The sequence below is a fragment of the Streptomyces sp. NPDC056527 genome (genome assembly GCF_042794475.1).
Lineage (GTDB): Bacteria > Actinomycetota > Actinomycetes > Streptomycetales > Streptomycetaceae > Streptomyces.
The window spans coordinates 129,587-148,981 of sequence record NZ_JBHTTQ010000003.1; the positions used below are offsets into that span (position 1 = coordinate 129,587).

18 protein-coding genes are annotated in these 19,395 nt (G+C 68.1%); 8 read left to right on the forward strand and 10 right to left on the reverse strand.

What is annotated here, in order from left to right:
• Positions 1-54 precede the first annotated feature (54 nt).
• The 3 genes from ACFQ7Q_RS03025 to ACFQ7Q_RS03035 all read right to left on the reverse strand — a co-directional run bounded on the left by ACFQ7Q_RS03025 (position 55) and on the right by ACFQ7Q_RS03035 (position 3,225).
• Positions 55-1,326: an MFS transporter gene (locus ACFQ7Q_RS03025; RefSeq protein WP_383548982.1), complete on the reverse strand. Its 1,272-nt coding sequence runs from the start codon at positions 1,324-1,326 to the stop codon at positions 55-57.
• Between the two features lie 77 nt (positions 1,327-1,403).
• On the reverse strand, positions 1,404-2,486 hold the full coding sequence (locus ACFQ7Q_RS03030) for an inositol-3-phosphate synthase (RefSeq protein ID WP_383548985.1): 1,083 nt from the start codon (positions 2,484-2,486) through the stop codon (positions 1,404-1,406).
• A 49-nt stretch (positions 2,487-2,535) separates the two neighbouring features.
• Entirely contained in the window at positions 2,536-3,225 is a 690-nt protein-coding gene (locus ACFQ7Q_RS03035) for a helix-turn-helix transcriptional regulator (RefSeq protein ID WP_376439081.1), read from the reverse strand.
• A 368-nt stretch (positions 3,226-3,593) separates the two neighbouring features.
• On the opposite strand from ACFQ7Q_RS03035, the gene ACFQ7Q_RS03040 reads away from it, so the two are divergent.
• Positions 3,594-6,308, forward strand: coding sequence for a transglycosylase domain-containing protein (locus ACFQ7Q_RS03040; RefSeq protein ID WP_383548988.1), 2,715 nt, complete (start codon positions 3,594-3,596; stop codon positions 6,306-6,308).
• A gap of 122 nt (positions 6,309-6,430) precedes the next feature.
• Positions 6,431-7,924, forward strand: a complete 1,494-nt coding sequence (locus ACFQ7Q_RS03045) for a glycosyltransferase family 87 protein (protein ID WP_383548991.1) — start codon at positions 6,431-6,433, stop codon at positions 7,922-7,924.
• Positions 7,925-7,970: 46 nt separating this feature from the next.
• Here the strand turns inward: ACFQ7Q_RS03045 and ACFQ7Q_RS03050 are convergent, their stop codons facing one another.
• The 3 genes from ACFQ7Q_RS03050 to ACFQ7Q_RS03060 form a co-directional block, all read right to left on the reverse strand.
• The gene (locus tag ACFQ7Q_RS03050) at positions 7,971-9,002 is read right to left on the reverse strand and encodes an alanine racemase (RefSeq protein WP_329118431.1); all 1,032 of its coding nucleotides are present in this window, start codon (positions 9,000-9,002) and stop codon (positions 7,971-7,973) included.
• 85 nt (positions 9,003-9,087) lie between these two features.
• The gene (locus ACFQ7Q_RS03055; RefSeq protein ID WP_361435418.1) at positions 9,088-10,206 is read right to left on the reverse strand and encodes a peptidoglycan bridge formation glycyltransferase FemA/FemB family protein; all 1,119 of its coding nucleotides are present in this window, start codon (positions 10,204-10,206) and stop codon (positions 9,088-9,090) included.
• 129 nt (positions 10,207-10,335) lie between these two features.
• Positions 10,336-10,635, reverse strand: a complete 300-nt coding sequence (locus tag ACFQ7Q_RS03060; protein ID WP_383548995.1) for a hypothetical protein — start codon at positions 10,633-10,635, stop codon at positions 10,336-10,338.
• A gap of 284 nt (positions 10,636-10,919) precedes the next feature.
• Here ACFQ7Q_RS03060 and rpsF point away from each other — a divergent pair, with 284 nt between their 5' ends.
• From rpsF to rplI, 4 genes are all read left to right on the forward strand, one after another.
• Complete coding sequence (gene rpsF, locus ACFQ7Q_RS03065; protein ID WP_004950685.1) at positions 10,920-11,210, forward strand: 30S ribosomal protein S6; 291 nt, start codon at positions 10,920-10,922, stop codon at positions 11,208-11,210.
• A gap of 74 nt (positions 11,211-11,284) precedes the next feature.
• Positions 11,285-11,869, forward strand: a complete 585-nt coding sequence (locus ACFQ7Q_RS03070) for a single-stranded DNA-binding protein (protein WP_383548998.1) — start codon at positions 11,285-11,287, stop codon at positions 11,867-11,869.
• A 58-nt stretch (positions 11,870-11,927) separates the two neighbouring features.
• Positions 11,928-12,164: a 30S ribosomal protein S18 gene (gene rpsR / locus ACFQ7Q_RS03075; protein WP_005315025.1), complete on the forward strand. Its 237-nt coding sequence runs from the start codon at positions 11,928-11,930 to the stop codon at positions 12,162-12,164.
• Positions 12,165-12,182: 18 nt separating this feature from the next.
• Entirely contained in the window at positions 12,183-12,629 is a 447-nt protein-coding gene (gene rplI, locus ACFQ7Q_RS03080) for a 50S ribosomal protein L9 (protein WP_137994544.1), read from the forward strand.
• Between the two features lie 81 nt (positions 12,630-12,710).
• Here the strand turns inward: rplI and ACFQ7Q_RS03085 are convergent, their stop codons facing one another.
• Positions 12,711-14,048: an MATE family efflux transporter gene (locus tag ACFQ7Q_RS03085; protein ID WP_383549001.1), complete on the reverse strand. Its 1,338-nt coding sequence runs from the start codon at positions 14,046-14,048 to the stop codon at positions 12,711-12,713.
• Between the two features lie 425 nt (positions 14,049-14,473).
• Here ACFQ7Q_RS03085 and dnaB point away from each other — a divergent pair, with 425 nt between their 5' ends.
• Entirely contained in the window at positions 14,474-15,958 is a 1,485-nt protein-coding gene (gene dnaB, locus ACFQ7Q_RS03090) for a replicative DNA helicase (protein ID WP_383549004.1), read from the forward strand.
• Between the two features lie 79 nt (positions 15,959-16,037).
• Positions 16,038-17,420 carry a serine hydrolase domain-containing protein gene (locus tag ACFQ7Q_RS03095; RefSeq protein WP_383549007.1) on the forward strand — a complete coding sequence of 461 codons (1,383 nt, stop codon included), beginning with the start codon at positions 16,038-16,040 and terminating at the stop codon, positions 17,418-17,420.
• 89 nt (positions 17,421-17,509) lie between these two features.
• On the opposite strand, the gene ACFQ7Q_RS03100 is transcribed toward ACFQ7Q_RS03095, so the two are convergent.
• The 3 genes from ACFQ7Q_RS03100 to ACFQ7Q_RS03110 form a co-directional block, all read right to left on the reverse strand.
• Positions 17,510-17,962 (reverse strand): GNAT family N-acetyltransferase, encoded by a 453-nt coding sequence (locus ACFQ7Q_RS03100; RefSeq protein ID WP_383549010.1) that lies wholly within the window; start codon positions 17,960-17,962, stop codon positions 17,510-17,512.
• A gap of 32 nt (positions 17,963-17,994) precedes the next feature.
• Positions 17,995-18,453 carry a MarR family winged helix-turn-helix transcriptional regulator gene (locus ACFQ7Q_RS03105; protein WP_383549013.1) on the reverse strand — a complete coding sequence of 153 codons (459 nt, stop codon included), beginning with the start codon at positions 18,451-18,453 and terminating at the stop codon, positions 17,995-17,997.
• Positions 18,454-18,531: 78 nt separating this feature from the next.
• On the reverse strand, positions 18,532-19,395 hold the full coding sequence (locus ACFQ7Q_RS03110; protein ID WP_383549016.1) for a GNAT family N-acetyltransferase: 864 nt from the start codon (positions 19,393-19,395) through the stop codon (positions 18,532-18,534).

The following is a 19,395-nucleotide window of genomic DNA, read 5'->3' on the forward strand; positions in this document are numbered from 1 at the left end:
CGTCGATGTTTCACGTGAAACATCGACGGCGCGGAGATCGAGAGGGGCGATGTTTCACGTGAAACATCGCCCCTCTTTCCGTCGCCGCAGCAACATCAGCGCGATCGAGGCATAGACCGCGGCGACCAGTACGACGAGTGGGGCGGAGCGGCCGTCCGACGGGAGCATCAGCGCCGCGACGGCGGCGGCGCCGACGAAGGCGACGTTGAAGAGGACGTCGTAGAGCGAGAACACTCGCCCGCGGTAGGCGTCGTCCACCGACGTCTGCACCACCGTGTCCGTTGCGATCTTGGCGCCCTGAGTCGTGAGTCCGAGGACGAATGCCGCGATCAGCAGCGGAGTCTGCGCGAAGGGCAGCCCCAGCGCGGGAACCAGAACGGCGGCCGAACCCGCGCACACGGCCATCCAGCCGAAGGCGCCGAGCCGCCCGATCGCCCAGGGCGCGATCACGGCGGCCGTGAAGAAGCCGGCGCCCGAGATACCGACGGCCAGCCCCAGCAGCGCCAGCCCCTCCGACTCCGTGGTGCTCCAGGCGTAGCGGCAGAGCATCAGCACGGCCACCGTCAGCGCGCCGTAGCAGAAGCGCATCAGTGTCATCGCCGCCAGCGCACGGGCAGCGGGACGCCGCTCGGCCAGATGGCGCAGCCCGCTCTTGAGGCCGCGGGCCGTCGAAGCCAGCGCGGCGCCGAGCCGGGGCTGGATCATGTCCGGGTCGGGGCCGAGGAGCCCGCGGGGCATCCGCAGGGAGGCGAGGGCGGCGCAGAGATAGAGGAGAGCGCCCAGGGCCACGACCGCGGCGTCGGAGTCCTCGGAGATCAGTCGCACCCCGAAGGCCAGACCGCCTCCCACTGTCGCCGCCACGGTGCCGGCCGTCGGAGAGAGGGAGTTGGCCACGACCAGCCGTTCGTCGTCGACGACCCGGGGCAGTGCGGCGGAGAGGCCCGCGAGGACGAAGCGGTTGACGGCGGTCACCGAGAGGGCCGAGGCGTAGAAGAGCCAATCGGGCACGGACGCCAGCATCAGTACGGCCGTGCCGCAGGCGAGGAGCGTTCGCAGCAGGTTCCCGTAGAGGAAGACCTGGCGTCGCTGCCAGCGGTCCAGGAGGACTCCGGCGAAGGGGCCGACGAGGGAGTACGGGAGCAGGAGCACGGCCATGGCGGAGGCGATGGCGGCAGGAGAGGTCTGCTTCTCGGGGGAGAAGACGACGTACGTGGCCAGTGCCACCTGGTAGACGCCGTCGGCGCACTGTGACAGCAGACGGACGGCGAGGAGGCGGCGGAAGTTCGTCAGGCGCAGGAGTACGCGCAGATCACGTACGACGGACATGGCAGCAAGACTCACATACGAAGAGGGCCCCCGGGCGAAAGACCGGGGACCCTCGATCGAAGAACTCGATCGGCGTCTTAGCGCTCGACCTCGCCCTTGATGAACTTCTCGACGTTGGCGAAGGCCTCGTCGTCGAAGTACTGCACCGGCGGGGACTTCATGAAGTACGAGGACGCCGAGAGGATCGGGCCACCGATGCCCCGGTCCTTGGCGATCTTCGCGGCGCGCAGGGCGTCGATGATGACACCGGCCGAGTTCGGGGAGTCCCACACCTCGAGCTTGTACTCCAGGTTCAGGGGAACGTCACCGAAGGCGCGGCCCTCCAGGCGGACGTACGCCCACTTGCGGTCGTCCAGCCAGGCCACGTAGTCCGACGGGCCGATGTGGACGTTCTTCTCGCCCAGCTCGCGGTCGGGGATCTGCGAGGTGACGGCCTGCGTCTTCGAGATCTTCTTCGACTCGAGGCGGTCGCGCTCGAGCATGTTCTTGAAGTCCATGTTGCCGCCGACGTTGAGCTGCATGGTGCGCTCAAGACGGACACCGCGGTCCTCGAACAGCTTCGCCATCACGCGGTGCGTGATGGTGGCGCCGACCTGGGACTTGATGTCGTCGCCGACGATCGGGACACCGGCCTCGGTGAACTTGTCCGCCCACTCCTTGGTGCCGGCGATGAAGACCGGAAGGGCGTTGACGAACGCGACCTTGGCGTCGATGGCGCACTGCGCGTAGAACTTCGCGGCGTCCTCGGAGCCCACGGGCAGGTAGCAGACGAGCACGTCGACCTGCTGGTCCTTGAGGACCTGGACGACGTCCACGGGAGCCTCGGCGGACTCCTCGATGGTCAGGCGGTAGTACTTGCCGAGGCCGTCGAAGGTGTGGCCGCGCTGAACCGTGACGCCCGTGTTCGGGACGTCACAGATCTTGATGGTGTTGTTCTCGCTGGCGCCGATGGCGTCGGAGAGGTCGAGGCCGACCTTCTTGGCGTCGACGTCGAACGCGGCGACGAACTCGACGTCACCGACGTGGTAGTCGCCGAACTGGACGTGCATCAGGCCGGGCACCTTGGCCGCCGGGTCGGCGTCCTTGTAGTACTCGACGCCCTGCACCAGTGAGGCGGCGCAGTTGCCCACGCCGACGATGGCTACGCGAACCGAACCCATTTCCGGTTGCTCCCTGTGTGATCGTGGAAGCCCTGCGGGATGCAGGGTTTCACTTGGCGGTGTCGTCGGACGGATCCGGCCGGGTACTGCCCCCGTGCCGGGGCAGGCCGCCCGTTTCTCCAGAATCGTTGTCGTGCCGAGCGGCGCCCTCGGGGGCGTCGGGGCCGGATCGCTGATCCCGCCCCGCCCGCTCGCTCTCGATGAGCTCGTTCAGCCAGCGCACTTCGCGCTCCACGGACTCCATGCCGTGGCGCTGAAGCTCGAGTGTGTAGTCGTCGAGGCGCTCGCGCGTGCGGGCCAGAGAGGCGCGCATCTTCTCCAGGCGCTCCTCCAGCCGACTGCGGCGGCCTTCCAGCACTCGCATCCGCACCTCGCGCTCGGTCTGACCGAAGAAGGCGAAGCGGGCGGCGAAGTGTTCGTCCTCCCAGGTGTCCGGGCCGGTGTGGGAGAGGAGCTCTTCGAAGTGCTCCTTACCCTCGCCCGTCAACCGATAGACGATCTTGGCGCGGCGCCCTGCGAGTGAAGCGGCGAGAGCGTCCTCGGGGGCGCTTCCCGGCTCCTCGATCAACCAGCCGTTGGCGACCAGCGTCTTGAGGCAGGGATAGAGGGTCCCGTAGCTGAAGGCCCGGAAGATGCCCAGCGAGGTGTTGAGCCGCTTGCGCAGCTCGTACCCGTGCATGGGCGCTTCTCGGAGCAGGCCGAGGACGGCGAACTCGAGGATTCCCGAGCGTCTGCTCATCCGCCGCCTCCTCCGTCTTCAGGGATCTTATGCCGCACTGATGTATCGACTCGATACATCATGACGATAGAACGGCCACTCCCCTGCGACAAGTGGGGCCACAGTGACCGGCATCACATCGTCAATTCACAGCAATTGACTTGCCTGATTTGGGGTGAACTTCGCCGCTAGGCAGGTTTTGACCGTGCGTAGTCTGTGCGGCATGCAGAGCACCGGGAACCGAGCGACGCCGCAAGGCGTCAGTGATGCGGGTGACCGGCTGCGGTACGGAGGAGTCTTCGATGAGGCTCGGCCGTCCGTATTTCGGGGGGACCGGAACTCAACTGCCGCTTCCAGGCGTACGCGCCTGCCCGAGGAGTAGTCGTTCGATGAGCGAGCACCGTCGCAAAATGCCGCAGTCGCAGCCGCCCAGTGGCGGTCGCGCGGCGGCCCGACGCGCTGCCCAGCAGCCCACGGGCCGCAGGTCGGCCCAGTCGCGGGACGTGAGTACGGGATCCCCTTCGTCCGGGTACGAAGAGGAGCGCACCTACGGAGGGCGGGCCGAGGCCCGTCGCGCGGCACAGCGCGGCGGCAGCAGACGGCGTGCCCCCGACGGAGGCGGAGCCGGCGGCCCCGGCGGCCCCGGTGGCCCCGGCGGCGGCCGGCGCGGAGGTGGCGGCGGAGGCGGCCAGGGCGGTCCGGGCCGCGGCCGCGGTGGAGGCCGTCCGCCGGGCAAGAAGCGGATCATCGACTACCCGCGGTACGGGAAGTACGGCTGGCGTCGCTGGATGCCCTCGTGGAAGCTGGTCACCGGGCTCTGCCTGGTGTTCTTCGGCGGCATGATGGGTGCGGCGACGATCGCGTACTCGCAGGTGGTGATCCCCGAGCCGGCCGATGCCGCCACGGCGCAGAACAACGTCTACTACTGGTCCGACGGCTCGCAGATGGCCGCGACCGGTGGTGAGGTCAACCGTCAGATCATCGGTATCTCAAAGATCCCGATCCACATGCAGGACGCGGTGATCGCGGCCGAGAACAAGACGTTCAAGAAGGACTCGGGCATCGACCCGATGGGTATCGGTCGTGCCGTCTGGAACATGGCCAAGGGCGGGCAGACCCAGGGTGGCTCGACGATCACCCAGCAGTTCGTGAAGAACAACATGCTCAACGACCAGTCGCAGACCCTGACCCGTAAGGTCCAGGAGCTCTTCATCTCCATAAAGGTCGGCGCCGAGATGGAGAAGCCCGACATCATGGCGGGCTACCTGAACACGGCGTACTACGGTCGCGGTGCCTACGGCATCCAGGCCGCGGCCCGGACGTACTTCAACAAGGACGCCGAGAAGCTCAACGTCAGCGAGTCCGCCTTCCTCGCCTCCCTGCTCAAGGGCGCGACCTACTTCGACCCCGCGGGCTCCACCGACATCGACCCGAAGGCGACGCCTCAGGCGAACACGGCGCGTGCCACCGAGCGGTGGCAGTGGATCCTCGGCGAGATGGTCAACGACGGCAGCCTCGACGCCGCGGAGCGGGCGAAGTACCCGAACTTCCCCAAGGTGCAGCCGCCGAAGAAGAGCGCCCAGCTGACCGGTCAGATCGGCTATCTGGTGAGCACGGCCAAGGCCAACTTCATCAACAACCACCCGGGGATGGACGAGAAGAAGCTGGCTGAGGGCGGATACGAGATCCACACGACCTTCGACAAGAAGAAGGTCAAGGCTCTCGAGGACTCCGTCAAGAAGATCTACGACGAGTACATCGACCCGAAGAAGCGGCCGAAGACGGACACCCACGTCCAGTTCGGCGGTGCCTCGGTCGACCCCAAGACCGGTGCGATCGTCGCCATCTACGGCGGCACCGACGCCACCAAGCACTTCACCAACAACGCGGACGAGACTGGCGCCAAGGTCGGATCGACCTTCAAGCCCTTCGTTCTCGCGGCGGCGATGACCGACGGTGTGCGCGACCCCAAGGACCCCTCCGTCCGGACCCCAGTCGACCCTGACAAGACCTTCTACAGCGGCGTGGACGACTACAAGGTCAAGAACTACGACGGCTCGGTCTGGCTGGACGAGAACGACAAGCCGTGGCTCCAGAACAACGATGAGAACTCGAGCGTCAAGAGGGCCGACCTCCGGCTGGCGATGATCAAGTCTCTCAACTCGCCCTTTGTGCAGCTCGGCATGGACGTCGGCATCGACAACGTCCGCCAGGCAGCCGAGAAGGCGGGTCTCCTGGAGACCTCGCTGGTGAAGGGCGAGGTGCCTTCGTTCTCCCTCGGTATCTCCTCTCCGAGCGCGATCCGGATGGCCGGTTCCTACGCGACCTTCGCGAACAACGGTGAGCAGAACGACCCGTTCTCCGTCACCAAGGTGGAGGAGAACGGCGAACCGATCTACACGCACAAGGCCAAGCCGGAGCGTGCTTTCTCCACCGCCGTGTCCAGCAACATCACCGACGTCCTCACGGACGTCGTCGAGAAGGGCACCGGTAAGAAGGCCAAGCTGGACGACCGGAAGGCCGCCGGCAAGACCGGTACGACCGACGGCAACGAGTCGGCTTGGTTCGTGGGCTACACCCCGCAGCTGTCGACGGCGATCGACATGTACCGCTTCGACGACGACGAGACCAAGCAGGGCCGCAAGTTCGAGGAGATGTACGGCACGGGTGACCAGCCGAAGATCCACGGTTCCTCGTTCCCGTCCCGGATCTGGCACGACTACATGACCGCCGCGCACAAGGACGTCGAGGTCAAGTCCTTCCCGGAGCCGGAGGACCTGGACTTCGACCCGGTCTTCGGTGGCGGTCTGACCAGCCCCACGCCGACGCCTTCGGACACGCCGTCCGAGACGCCTTCCTCCACCCCGTCGCAGACCCCTTCGACGAGGCCCACCAACTCGCCTAAGCCCGGCAAGACCTGTGATGTCTGGGACTGGCCGTGCGACGACAACGGCGGGCAGGACGGTGGCGCCACGTCCGGCAACGACAGCGGCGGGGCCTCCAACGGCGGTCCGACCTCGACGCCGACGTCACCCTCGCCGACAGCCACCGACGACAGCGGTGGAGGCAAGCCGAACGGTGGAACCTGGGGGCTGGGCGGCTGATCCGCCCGCCGGGCCCCGCCCGGTACGGCCCTGAGGGCCGCCGTATCCGACACGTACTCCAGGTGCGTGGCCGGGTACGGCGGCCCTCACCGTTTCCCGGGGACGTACGGCAGGATGTCCCCATGCCGAGCCTCCACAAGACGAGTCCGCCTCAGGACCGCCCGCAGGACCCGCCGGTGGTGTGCCCCACCCAGCGCGACGAGGTCGCGGCGGCGGGCAGCGAACTGATCGGCGGACCGATCGGCCGCCGGGCACTGCTCGGCACGAGCGCCCTCACCCCTGTGCGGGTGATCGCACTGGTGGCCATCGGGATGTTTGCCCTCGGGATGGTGCAGAAGGTCCCGTGTTACGACTGGGCCTGGTTCCGGGGCACCACGTCCCAGTACACGCATGCCTGCTACTCCGACATCCCGCACCTCTTCGCGGGGCGCGGGTTCGCCGACGGCATGGTGCCGTACTTCGACCGCCTGAACAGCGACATAGAGTTCCTGGAGTACCCGGTTCTGACCGGACTGTTCATGCAGGTCGCGGCCTGGCTCACGCCGGGCGGCAGCGACCTGATGCACCGTGAGCAGATCTTCTGGATGGTCAACGCGGCCATGCTGATGATCTGCGCCGCCGTGATGGCCGTCTGTGTCGCGCGCACCCACCGCCGTCGGCCCTGGGACGCTCTGCTCGTCGCCCTGGCGCCCGCGTTCGCTCTCACCGCCACCGTCAACTGGGATCTGCTGGCCGTCGCGCTGACCTGCGCCGCCGTCCTGATGTGGTCACGCGGCCGGCCGCTCGCTTTCGGCATCCTGATCGGCCTCGCGACCGCCGCCAAGTTCTACCCGGTCCTGCTGCTCGGGCCGCTTCTGCTGCTGTGCTGGCGGGCCTGGCGGTGGCGGGAGTTCGGGGCGGCGCTGCTCGGTGCGGCGGGCGCCTGGCTCGTGGTGAATCTGCCGATCATGGTGCTCGCGCCCGAGGGGTGGAAGCAGTTCTACACCTTCAGTACCGACCGAAACATCGACTTCGGGTCGTTCTGGCTGCTGATCAGCCAGCGCAGCGGAGAGCCGATCGCGCCGAGCACCGCGAACACCTTCGCGATCCTGCTGATGCTCCTCGCATGCGTGGGTCTCGGCGTCCTGACGCTCACGGCACCCCGCCGGCCCCGCTTCGTCCAGCTCGCGTTCCTGACCGTGGCCGCGTTCGTGCTGACCAACAAGGTGTACTCGCCGCAGTACGTCCTGTGGCTCATTCCGCTCGCCGCGCTGGCCAGGCCGCGCTGGCGCGACTTCCTGGTCTGGCAGGCCTGCGAGGTCATGTACTTCCTGGGTATCTGGATGTACCTGGCCTTCACCATGAGCGGCAACAAGCAGGGCCTGCCGACGGACGGCTACCACTTCGTCGTCGTGCTGCACATCCTCGGCACGCTCTACCTGTGCGCCGTGATCGTGCGGGACATCCTGGCGCCCGAGCGGGACGTGGTGCGACAGGACGGCTCGGACGACCCCTCAGGGGGTGTCCTGGACGGCGCGGAGGACGTCTTCGTGCGGGGCAGGGCCGCGCATCCGGCCCGGCACGCCGCCATGGCCGTGGACGCCCCGCGGGTGGAGTGGGGAGTCCCGCGGGACTAGCACGGGACTCCTGGGGGCTCCAGAGGGCCTTCAGGGGCCCTGGAGCTCAGCGTTCGACGAGGCGGTCGAACTGGGTGGTGGTGTGCCGCAGGTGGGCCACCAGTTCGTCGCCGACCTTCGGCTCCTGGGCGTCGGCGGGGACGAACAGGATCGACACCTGCATGTGCGGCGGCTCGGCGAACCAGCGCTGCTTGCCGGCCCAGACGAATGGCGAAAGGTTCCGGTTGACGGTCGCGAGGCCGGCGCGGGCCACGCCCTTGGCGCGCGGCATGACACCGTGCATCGCCTTGGGGGCCTCCAGGCCCACTCCGTGCGAGGTTCCGCCGGCGACGACCACCAGCCAGCCGTCGGAGGCGGCCTTCTGCTGGCGGTAGCCGAAGCGGTCGCCCTTGGAGACGCGGGTGACGTCCAGGACGGCGCCGCGGTACTCGGTGGCCTCGTGGTCGCCCAGCCAGAGCCGGGTGCCGATCCGGGCGCGGAACCGGGTCTGCGGGAACTGCTGCTGGAGCCTGGCCTGCTCCTGGGCCCGCAGATGGCTCACGAACATGGTGTGCAGCGGCAGCCTGGCGGCCCGCAGGCGGTCCATCCAGGCGATGACCTCCTCGACCGCGTCGGTGCCGTCGGTGCGGTCCAGGGGCAGGTGGAGCGCGAAGCCCTCGAGCCGTACGTCCTCGATGGCGGCATGCAGCCGGCCGAGGTCCTCCTCGAGGATGCCGTGGCGCTTCATCGAGCTCATGCACTCGATGACGACCCGCGCGCCCACGAGGGCGTGCACGCCGTCCACGGACGACACGGAGCGGATCACCCGGTCCGGCAGCGGCACCGGCTCCTCGCCCCGCCGGAACGGGGTGAGGACGAGCAGGTCGCCGCCGAACCAGTCCTTGATCTTCGCGGCCTCGTACGTGGTGCCGACGGCCAGCATGTCCGAGCCGAAGCGGGCCGCCTCGTCGGCGAGCCGCTCATGGCCGAAGCCGTAGCCGTTGCCCTTGCAGACCGGGATCAGTCCGGGGAACTGGTCGATCACGGTCTTCTGGTGCGCCCGCCAGCGAGCGGTGTCGACGTAGAGGGAGAGCGCCATGGCCGGCCCGGAACCTTTCTGATGGCTGCGGTGTATCAAAGGTATGTACGAGACCTACGAGATTACGTACGAGACTACGCAACCGTCAGCGGCGCGACATGTAGATGTCGAGTGCCTTGTGCAGGAGCTTGTTGAGCGGGAAGTCCCATTCGCCGACGTACTCCACCGCTTCGCCGCCGGTGCCGACCTTGAACTGGATCAGACCGAAGAGGTGGTCGGTCTCGTCGAGCGAGTCCGAGATGCCCCGGAGGTCGTAGACGGTCGCGCCCATCGCATAGGCGTCGCGCAGCATCCGCCACTGCATCGCGTTCGAGGGCCGGACCTCGCGGCCGATGTTGTCCGAGGCTCCGTAGGAGTACCAGACGTGGCCGCCGACCACGAGCATGGTGGCCGCGGACAGGTTCACGCCGTTGTGGCGAGCGAAGTACAGGCGCATGCGGTTGGGGTCCTCGTTGTTGAGGACGGTCCACATGCGCTGGAAGTAAGAGAGCGGGCGCGGGCGGAAGTGGTCGCGGACGGCCGTGATCTCGTACAGCCGCTGCCACTCGGCGAGGTCCTCGTAGCCGCCCTGGACGACCTCGACACCGGCCTTGTCGGCCTTCTTGATGTTGCGGCGCCACAGCTGGTTGAAGCCCTTGAGGACGTCGTCGAGGGAGCGGTTGGCGAGGGGCACCTGGAAGACATAGCGGGGCTGGACGTCACCGAAGCCCGCGCCGCCGTCCTCGCCCTGCTGCCAGCCCATCTTGCGCAGCCGGTCGGCGACTTCGAAGGCACGCGGCTCGATGTGCGAGGCCTCGACGTCCTTCAGGCGCTTCACGTCCGGGTCCTGGATGCCGGACTTGATGGCGGCGGAGTCCCAGCGCCGGATGACGACCGGCGGGCCCATCTTCACGGAGAAGGCGCCCTGCTGCTTGAGATGCGCGAGCATCGGCTGCAGCCAGTCGTCGAGGTTGGGGGCGTACCAGTTGATGACCGGGCCCTCGGGCAGATAGGCCAGGTAGCGCTTGATCTTCGGCAGCTGGCGGTAGAGGACGAGGCCCGCGCCGACGAGTTCGCCGGACTTGTCGAACCAACCCAGGTTCTCCGAGCGCCACTCGGTCTTCACATCAGCCCACGCCGGGACCTGGCAGTGGCTCGCCGCGGGCTGGCTCTGGATGAATGCCAGATGCTGCTCACGGCTGATGGTCCTCAGGGTCAGGCTCATGCGGGGCGCTCCTCGGCAGGTGTGTCCCCATCGGTACAGGGGCTCCGGCTCACGCGCCGAAGCCTACTGTGACCGGGGAGCGCCCCGATTGTGCGTGTGTCCCTTGGCCGGTGGCCGGTTCGGGATGCCTCAGACGAGGCCCCCGTAGAACATGCCGAGATAGAAGCCGACAGCCGAGGCGCCGAGCCCGACGATCAAGGCGAAGCGTTCCCTCGTGGTCACCGAGATGAACTGTCCGAACGCGCCCGTCCCGATGCCGATCAGTCCTGCCCAGGAAGCCAGGACATGGAGGTCGTGGAACTGCGCGGTGATGAAGGAGAGGACTCCGAGGAAGAGCGTCACCCCGACCAGCGTGTCCTGCAGCGGGTGGGGCTTGCCATCGGTGGCGAGAAGGGAATGTCCGGGGTCGGGTCGCATTGCCTGTGCCATGGGGCACCTCCTGGCGTGGCTTCCGGGAAGGCGGCGCATCCTAGCGCCGCCGACGTCCGCTGTGTACAGATTGCGTCCCCCCACCACCGGATTTCAACCGGAAGCCGGTGTGCAGGTAGTCTGTACGGTCTGCACCGGTGTCTGCCCAGGTCCACCCAGGACCCCGACGGCCTCCTCGCTCGCCGAGGGGATTGTCAGTGGCGGCCGATACCGTTGCTTACGCATCACGACCCTCCTGCCACGGAACGACCGTGGCCGCTGAGTCCAAAGGAGGTGGGTTCCACATGCGTCACTACGAGGTGATGGTCATCCTCGACCCCGATCTCGAGGAGCGCGCTGTCTCCCCGCTGATCGAGAACTTCCTTTCCGTCGTCCGTGAGGGCAACGGAAAGGTCGAGAAGGTCGACACCTGGGGCCGTCGTCGTCTCGCCTACGAGATCAAGAAGAAGCCCGAGGGCATCTACTCGGTCATCGACCTGCAGGCCGAGCCTGCGGTCGTCAAGGAGCTCGACCGCCAGATGAACCTGAACGAGTCGGTCCTCCGGACCAAGGTCCTCCGTCCCGAGACCCACTGAGCACCTAGCTCAGAGGTCATCGGGTTCGAGTAGCAGTAAGCAGCCAGAAGCAATCCCGCCGAGAGGTTCACCCAATGGCAGGCGAGACCGTCATCACGGTCGTCGGCAATCTTGTCGACGACCCCGAGCTGCGCTTCACCCCGTCCGGTGCGGCGGTCGCGAAGTTCCGTATCGCGTCCACCCCCCGCACCTTCGACCGTCAGACCAATGAGTGGAAGGACGGCGAGAGCCTGTTCCTGACCTGCTCGGTCTGGCGTCAGGCGGCGGAGAACGTCGCCGAGTCGCTTCAGCGAGGCATGCGCGTCGTCGTGCAGGGCCGGCTGAAGCAGCGGTCCTATGAGGACCGCGAGGGCGTCAAGCGCACGGTCTACGAGCTGGACGTCGAGGAAGTCGGCCCCAGCCTCAAGAACGCCACGGCCAAGGTCACCAAGACCACGGGTCGCGGTGGCCAGGGTGGCTACGGCGGCGGTGGCGGCCAGCAGGGCGGCGGCAACTGGAGCGGAAGCTCCGGTGGTGGCCAGCAGGGTGGCGGCGGTGCTCCCGCCGACGACCCGTGGGCGACCAGCGCGCCGGCCGGTGGCGGCCAGCAGCAGGGCGGCGGAGGCGGCTGGGGTGGAAACTCCAGCGGCGGCGGCTACTCGGACGAGCCCCCCTTCTAGGGCACTCCCCTGGAAGTGGGTTCGTACCCAAACTTCTTGATCACACAGGAGAAACACCATGGCGAAGCCGCCTGTGCGCAAGCCTAAGAAGAAGGTCTGCGCGTTCTGCAAGGACAAGACCGCGTACGTGGACTACAAGGACACGAACATGCTGCGGAAGTTCATTTCCGACCGCGGCAAGATCCGTGCCCGCCGCGTGACCGGCAACTGCACGCAGCACCAGCGTGACGTCGCCACGGCCGTGAAGAACAGCCGTGAGATGGCGCTGCTGCCCTACACGTCCACCGCGCGATAAGGAAAGGGTGACCGACTAATGAAGATCATCCTGACCCACGAGGTCTCTGGCCTCGGTGCCGCCGGCGATGTCGTCGACGTCAAGGACGGTTACGCTCGCAACTACCTGGTCCCGCGTGGTTTCGCGATCCGCTGGACCAAGGGTGGCGAGAAGGACGTGGCGCAGATCCGCCGCGCCCGCAAGATCCACGAGATCGCGACCATCGAGCAGGCCAACGAGATCAAGGCCCAGCTCGAGGGCGTGAAGGTGCGTCTGGCCGTTCGCTCCGGCGACGCCGGCCGCCTCTTCGGCTCCGTGACCCCGGCCGACATCGCCTCGGCGATCAAGTCCGCGGGTGGCCCCGACGTCGACAAGCGTCGCGTCGAGCTCGGTTCGCCGATCAAGACCCTGGGCTCGCACCAGGTGTCCGTGCGTCTGCACCCCGAGGTTGCCGCGAAGCTCGGCGTCGAGGTCGTCGCCGCGTAACGCTGCTCTCAGCAGTACGGAAGGGCCGCACCCCTCGGGGTGCGGCCCTTCCGCCGTTTCACGTGAAACACGTCAGCGGGGTCAGCGGGTGGCTCCGGTGACGATCCACCGGCCGGAGCGGGAGCGCAGCCAGAGCGTCAGCATCCGCACGGTCATCATGAGCGTCATCGCCCACCACAGAGCCGTCAGCCCTCCGCCGAGTGCGGGGATCAGGAGGGCGACCGGGGCGAAGACCGCCAGGGTGAACAGCATGGCCCAGGCCAGATAGGGGCCGTCGCCCGCGCCCATCAGGACGCCGTCGAGGACGAACACCACTCCGGAGATCGGCTGCGACACGGCGACGACCAGCAGGGCCGGGAGCAGGGTGTCCTGGACCGTGGTGTCGCTGGTGAAGAGCGGGATGAAGAGCGGGCGGGCGACGATGATCAGTGCGCCCAGGACGACGCCGGAGATCGCACCCCACTGGACCATGCGCCGGCAGACCTGTCGTGCCCCTTCGGCATCGTCGGCACCGAGGTAGCGGCCGATGATGGCCTGTCCCGCGATGGCGATGGCGTCGAGGGCGAAGGCCATCAGACTCCACAGGGACAGGATGATCTGGTGGGCGGCGACCTCGGCGTCGCCCATGCGAGCCGCGACGGCCGTGGCGATCATCAGGACCGCTCGCAGGGAGAGCGTGCGGACGAGGAGCGGCACGCCTGCCTGTGCGCTGGCGCGTATGCCTGCCGCGTCCGGACGCAGGGAGGCTCCGTGGCGTCTGGCGCCCCGGATGACCACGACGAGATACGCGACGGCCATGCCGCACTGGGCGATCACCGTGCCCCATGCGGAGCCGGCGATGCCCATGCCGGCGCCGTATACGAGGCCCACGTTGAGGAGCGCGTTGGCGGCGAAGCCGCCGATGGCCACGTACAGGGGTGTACGGGTGTCCTGGAGGCCGCGCAGGACACCCGTGGCGGCCAGGACGACGAGCATGGCGGGGATGCCGAGGCTGGAGATCCGTAGATAGGTGATGGCGTACGGGGCGGCGGTGTCGGAGGCTCCGAAGAGATCGATCAGCCAGGGGGCGGTGGGCAGCGTGAGTGCGACGACGGCTGCACCCAGCAGAAGGGCGAGCCAGATGCCGTCCATGCCCTGGCGGATCGCGGCCTGGAGATCGCCTGCTCCCACGCGGCGGGCGACGGCGGCCGTGGTGGCGTAGGCAAGGAAGACGAAGACGCTCACGGCGGTGGTGAGCAGGGCCGCCGCGATGGCCAGACCGGCGAGTTGCGGCGTGCCGAGATGGCCGACAATGGCGCTGTCGACCATGAGGAAGAGCGGCTCGGCGACGAGCGCGCCGAAGGCCGGGACGGCGAGCGAGATGATCTCTCGGTCGTGCTGCCGACGGGCGGCCTTGGGGGTCGGGGGAGCCTGGGTCATGGGTCCCAATCTAATCTTCCACAGGTAAGAGATGCAATGTGGTTGGGGTCCTTACAATCGGCGGGCTCCGGGCTTCGACTGTGCGCCGTTTGTTCTGATCTTGATCCGGAGGGGAAAGTTTTTCTCCCCCACAGCCCGTGGATGGAAAAAGGCCAGGTCAGAGCTGCGGGTCAGGGTCGGCTATGAGTTTGTCCACATGGCTGTCCCCCGGTCCGTGCACAGGTTCTGCGGAGTTCTCCACAGCATCTGGTCCTTCACCCACAGGCCCTGTGGATAACCAGATTGGCTGACGGTGCCCGCGGGCCTACCGTGGTCCGGCGCCCGACGCGCCAGAAGCGGAGTCAAAGCCTCTTGTTTGTCCGAGCCGTGGCGTAAGAAAGAGTGGCACGGCTAGGTCCGCGGAGCGGACGGGAGGAGGTGGCTTGATGAGCATTCCCGAGCCCCTGGACGACCCCTGGGCCGACAGCGGACCGAGTGACCGGCTGCCTGTCGCACGACCCCGCGGCGAGGGCCGTGCACGCGGACGGGGCCGGGAGGACCAGCACGACCGCGGCAGCGACAGCGGCCCGTGGGACAGCGGTCTCTCAGGCTTCGAGCGGGTGCCCCCGCAGGACCTCGACGCCGAGCAGTCGGTGCTCGGCGGCATGCTGCTCTCCAAGGACGCCATCGCGGACGTCGTGGAGATCATCAAGGGTCACGACTTCTACAAGCCCGCTCACGAGACGGTCTACGCGGCCATCCTCGATCTGTACGCCAAGGGCGAGCCCGCCGACCCGATCACGGTCGGCGCCGAGCTCACCAAGCGCGGCGAGATCACCCGCGTCGGCGGCGCCTCGTATCTGCACACCCTCGTCCAGTCGGTGCCGACCGCGGCCAACGCCGCGTACTACGCCGAGATCGTCCACGAGCGCGCCGTGCTGCGACGGCTCGTGGAGGCCGGCACCAAGATCACGCAGATGGGATACGCGGCCGACGGCGACGTCGACGAGATCGTGAACTCGGCCCAGGCCGAGATCTACGCGGTCACCGAGCAGCGCACCACCGAGGACTATCTGCCGCTCGGCGACATCATGGAGGGCGCGCTCGACGAGATCGAGGCGATCGGCTCCCGCAGCGGCGAGATGACCGGTGTGCCGACCGGCTTCACCGACCTCGACCAGCTCACCAACGGACTGCACCCGGGCCAGATGATCATCATCGCGGCCCGTCCTGCCATGGGTAAGTCGACGCTCGCCCTGGACTTCGCCCGGGCCTGCTCCATCAAACACAACCTGCCGAGCGTCATCTTCTCCCTCGAAATGGGCCGCAACGAGATCGCCATGCGCCTGCTCTCGGCGGAGGCCCGGGTCGCGCTGCACCACATGCGCTCCGGCACCATGACGGACGAGGACTGGACCCGGCTGGCGCGCCGGATGCCGGATGTCTCGCAGGCCCCGCTCTACATCGACGACTCCCCGAACCTGTCGATGATGGAGATCCGCGCCAAGTGCCGTCGGCTCAAGCAGCGCGCCGGCCTCAAGCTCGTGGTCATCGACTACCTCCAGCTGATGCAGTCGGGCGGCAAGCGTTCCGAGAGTCGCCAGCAGGAGGTCTCGGACATGTCGCGAAACCTGAAGCTTCTGGCCAAGGAGCTCGAGCTGCCGGTGATCGCGCTCTCGCAGCTGAACCGTGGCCCCGAGCAGCGCACCGACAAGAAGCCGATGGTCTCCGACCTCCGTGAATCCGGCTCCATCGAGCAGGACGCCGACATGGTGATCCTGCTGCACCGCGAGGACGCGTACGAGAAGGAGTCGCCGCGCGCCGGCGAGGCGGACATCATCGTGGGCAAGCACCGAAACGGCCCCACGGCGACGATCACGGTGGCCTTCCAGGGTCACTACTCCCGCTTTGTCGACATGGCGCAGACCTGATCGGGTGTACGCCGTTCCGAGCGTCCGCCCCGCGTGAAATGTGGTCGACTCCGGCGGGGCGACGGCGTTGGATCGGGGCATGACCTCACCCTTCGACGTTCTGCTTCCCACCACCGAACGAGCCTTGCTGCACCGCGTTGCCCTCGCCCAGTCCGAAGGGAGGTCGCCCTCCTTCGTCGGGGCCGTGGCCCGCGACGGGGCGATGGTGTGGAGCGGATCGCGCAGCTGTGTGGACGGCCATGCCCCGGACGCCGATACGCAGTACAGGATCGGCTCCCTCACCAAGGTGTTCACCGCGGTCCTGGTGATGCGGCTGAGGGATGAGGGGCTCCTCGATCTGAACGACCCGTTGGAGAAGCACCTTTCGGGTACGGGCGTGGGCGAGGTGACCATCGCCCAGCTCCTCGGGCACAGCGCCGGGCTCGCGGCGGAGACGCCGGCGCCGTGGTGGGAGCGGACTCCCGGGACCGTCCGGCCGGAGCTGGCCGATGTCCTGGGCGACGATCCCCTCGTCCACCCGGTGGGGCGTCTCCACCATTACTCCAACCCTGGCTACACGCTGCTCGGTTCACTGGTCGAGGCGGTCCGTGGAGTGTCCTGGGAGGAGGCGCTGCGCGGCGAGATCCTGGAGCCTCTGGGGATGACGCGTACGAGCGCACAGCCGGTGGCTCCGCATGCCGGTGGCTGGGCCGTGCACCCCTGGGCCGATGTGATGCTGCCCGAACCGTCGGAGGACCTGGGGGTGATGGCGCCGGCCGGACAGCTCTGGTCGACGGCCGAGGATCTCTGCCGCTTCGCCGGCTTCCTCGCCCAGGGCGACGACCGGGTGCTCGGCGCGGCTTCCGTCGAGGAGATGCGTACACCGGCGGCGCCGCCGGGAGCCGGTGAATGGGAGGGGGGCTACGGCCTCGGCGTCCAACTGGCGCGCAAGGACGGGCGGACGCTGGTCGGTCACACCGGCTCGCTGCCCGGTTTCGTCGCGTGCCTCTGGGTGAGTGTGGAGGACGGAGTGGCGGCGGTAGCGCTCGCCAACGCCACTTCGGGGCCGCTGACTTCGGTCGTGGCGGCCGATCTCGTGCGGATCGTGGCAGATGCCGAGCCCAGGTTCCCCGAGCCGTGGCGGCCCTTGCCCGCGGCCGAGGTCGACCAGAAGCTGTTGGAGCTGACCGGTCCTTGGTACTGGGGAACGTACGCGTACGGGCTGCGCCTGGGTTCCGACCGGAGTGTGGTCCTCGAACCGCTGCGCGGGGCCGGCCGGCGGGCGACCTTCCGGGCGTTGCCCGATGGTGGGTGGATCGGTCTGAACGGCTACTACGCGGGGGAGAGGCTGCGCGTGGTGCGACGGGCGGACGGCTCGGTGAGCCACCTTGATCTGGCGTCCTTCGTCTTTACGCGCGAGCCGTACGAGCAGGGCGACGCCGTGCCCGGCGGGGTCGACGAGGCGGGCTGGCGCGGCCTCTGAGCCGGATGTTTCACGTGAAACAGGACGCCGAGGTCCCTCGGCGTCCTGTGTGCTCCGGTCGGCTGTCGTCGCGGCCGGGCGCCCTCCCCTCAGAGGCTCAGCTTGAAGCCCAGGTGCGAGGCCTCGAACCCGAGGCGCTCGTAGAAGCGGTGGGCGTCCGTGCGGGTGGCGTCGGAGGTCAGCTGCACCAACTGACAGTTCTGGCGTCGGGACTCCTCGACGGCCCACTCGATGAGCCGGGTGCCCAGGCCGCTGCCTCGCTCCTCTGCGTGGATGCGCACGCCTTCGATGATCGACCGCGTGGACCCGCGCCGGGAGAGCCCGGGGATGATCGTGAGCTGAAGGGTGCCGACGACCTTGTGGTCGCGCACGGCCACGACCAGATGCTGGTTCGGGTCCGAGGCCAGTCGCCGGAAGGCCGCGGTGTACGGGGTGAGGTCGTCGGGGGACTCGCGCCGGGCGCCCAGGGGGTCATCGGCGAGCATGGCGACGATGTCCGGGAGATCCTCGACGGTGCCGGGCCGTATCTCAAGATCGCTCATGGGGCGCAGATTACGCCCGGGGCCCGTTCCGGCTAGGCCGGAACCCACATCCCTTCGACGACGCGGACCAGGGGGGTCAGCTCCGGGTCCTTCGCGGCCTCGTCGAGCGCCTCGCGCAGTGCCCCGTCATTGGTGGGCCGTGCCTCGTCGAGCAGCGCCATGCCGGCTTCGGTGACATCGGTGTAGATGCCGCGCCGGTCGGTGGCGCAGAGATAGCGGGTGAGCAGGCCGCGGTCCTCCAGCCGGGTCACCAGGCGGGTGGTGGCACTCTGGCTGAGTACGACGGCGTCCGCGACCTGCTTCATCTGGAGATGGCCGCCGGGTCCGCTGTGCTGGCGACTGAGGACGTCCAGCAGCGAGTACTCGCGCATGCTCAGACCGTGGTTGGCCTCCAACGCGCGCTCGATGTGGGATTCGATCCTGCCGTGCAGCAAGGAGAGGGCGCACCAGCCCTGGGAGAGGGCGGTGAGAGCGGGGTCGGTCGCGGTCATGATCTCTCCTCTGTCCGGAGCGGCTTCTCCCAGAGTAGACGATGACTGCAATAGCCCGCGTGTGCAATTACTTGCTGTCTATCCCGCCGCCACAGTGAGAGGCGCGAATCGGCGGCGCCAGTCACCCGGAAGCCCGTCCAGCGAGCGCACCATGACCGCGTTGAACGCGATCGGAGCGAGACCGTTCGTCTTGAGCCAGCGCAGCAGCGACTCGTGGCGTACGTCGATGTCCGTGCGCAGGGGGCGGTCCGTGGCGGTGGCCAGGGAGGCGACGAGCGCCTGTGCTGTCGCCGTGTCCCTGGCGATCAAGGGGCCGATGACATGGGTGTCCATGTTGGGCCATGCCGCGGCGAAGCCGGTGATCTCGCCGTCGATCTCGGTGACGCGGAGCTGATCGGCGAAGGCGGGCAGGCGGGTGATCATGTGGGTGCGGTCCAGGCCGAAGATCTCGGTGTCCAAGCACAGAATGGCTTGGAGGTCCTCCGCCGTGGCGGGTCGGGTCGGGATGTCCGGGGCCGGTTCCGTCGGAGTGAAGCGGCCCATGACCATCTCCGCGCGGCCCGTCTGGGCGAAGCCCAGCTGCTCGTAGAGCGGCTGCCCGTTCGGGGTGGCATGGAGCGTGAGCGGGGTGTCTCCCGCCTGCTCCAGCACATGGATCATGAGCCGACGCCCCACGCCCTGGCGGGCGTATCGCTCGGCGACCAGCACCATGCCGATCGCGGCGAGCCCCGGTCCGTACGAGGTCACCACGCAGGCCGTGACCAGCCCCTTGCCGGCCGGGTCGTCGATGCCATAACCGGTCCCGGCGGTGAGCAGCAGGCTCCACTTGTGTTCCTCGCGGGGCCATCCTCGGTCCTCGGAGAGATCGGCGCAGGCGGTGAGGTCGTCCGTGGTGAGGCGTCGGACGGGGAGCTGGTCGAGCGGGGAGGGCGAGGTCGGCAT

Excerpts from the sequence above, each read along its gene's own strand:
- ACFQ7Q_RS03025 (WP_383548982.1), bottom strand. The coding sequence starts at position 1,326 with ATGTCCGTCGTACGTGATCTGCGCGTACTCCTGCGCCTGACGAACTTC.
- ACFQ7Q_RS03030 (WP_383548985.1), bottom strand. The coding sequence starts at position 2,486 with ATGGGTTCGGTTCGCGTAGCCATCGTCGGCGTGGGCAACTGCGCCGCC.
- ACFQ7Q_RS03035 (WP_376439081.1), bottom strand. The coding sequence starts at position 3,225 with ATGAGCAGACGCTCGGGAATCCTCGAGTTCGCCGTCCTCGGCCTGCTC.
- ACFQ7Q_RS03040 (WP_383548988.1), top strand. The coding sequence starts at position 3,594 with ATGAGCGAGCACCGTCGCAAAATGCCGCAGTCGCAGCCGCCCAGTGGC.
- ACFQ7Q_RS03045 (WP_383548991.1), top strand. The coding sequence starts at position 6,431 with ATGCCGAGCCTCCACAAGACGAGTCCGCCTCAGGACCGCCCGCAGGAC.
- ACFQ7Q_RS03050 (WP_329118431.1), bottom strand. The coding sequence starts at position 9,002 with ATGGCGCTCTCCCTCTACGTCGACACCGCTCGCTGGCGGGCGCACCAG.
- ACFQ7Q_RS03055 (WP_361435418.1), bottom strand. The coding sequence starts at position 10,206 with ATGAGCCTGACCCTGAGGACCATCAGCCGTGAGCAGCATCTGGCATTC.
- ACFQ7Q_RS03060 (WP_383548995.1), bottom strand. The coding sequence starts at position 10,635 with ATGGCACAGGCAATGCGACCCGACCCCGGACATTCCCTTCTCGCCACC.
- rpsF (WP_004950685.1), top strand. The coding sequence starts at position 10,920 with ATGCGTCACTACGAGGTGATGGTCATCCTCGACCCCGATCTCGAGGAG.
- ACFQ7Q_RS03070 (WP_383548998.1), top strand. The coding sequence starts at position 11,285 with ATGGCAGGCGAGACCGTCATCACGGTCGTCGGCAATCTTGTCGACGAC.
- rpsR (WP_005315025.1), top strand. The coding sequence starts at position 11,928 with ATGGCGAAGCCGCCTGTGCGCAAGCCTAAGAAGAAGGTCTGCGCGTTC.
- rplI (WP_137994544.1), top strand. The coding sequence starts at position 12,183 with ATGAAGATCATCCTGACCCACGAGGTCTCTGGCCTCGGTGCCGCCGGC.
- ACFQ7Q_RS03085 (WP_383549001.1), bottom strand. The coding sequence starts at position 14,048 with ATGACCCAGGCTCCCCCGACCCCCAAGGCCGCCCGTCGGCAGCACGAC.
- dnaB (WP_383549004.1), top strand. The coding sequence starts at position 14,474 with ATGAGCATTCCCGAGCCCCTGGACGACCCCTGGGCCGACAGCGGACCG.
- ACFQ7Q_RS03095 (WP_383549007.1), top strand. The coding sequence starts at position 16,038 with ATGACCTCACCCTTCGACGTTCTGCTTCCCACCACCGAACGAGCCTTG.
- ACFQ7Q_RS03100 (WP_383549010.1), bottom strand. The coding sequence starts at position 17,962 with ATGAGCGATCTTGAGATACGGCCCGGCACCGTCGAGGATCTCCCGGAC.
- ACFQ7Q_RS03105 (WP_383549013.1), bottom strand. The coding sequence starts at position 18,453 with ATGACCGCGACCGACCCCGCTCTCACCGCCCTCTCCCAGGGCTGGTGC.
- ACFQ7Q_RS03110 (WP_383549016.1), bottom strand. The coding sequence starts at position 19,395 with ATGCCGACCTCGCCCTCCCCGCTCGACCAGCTCCCCGTCCGACGCCTC.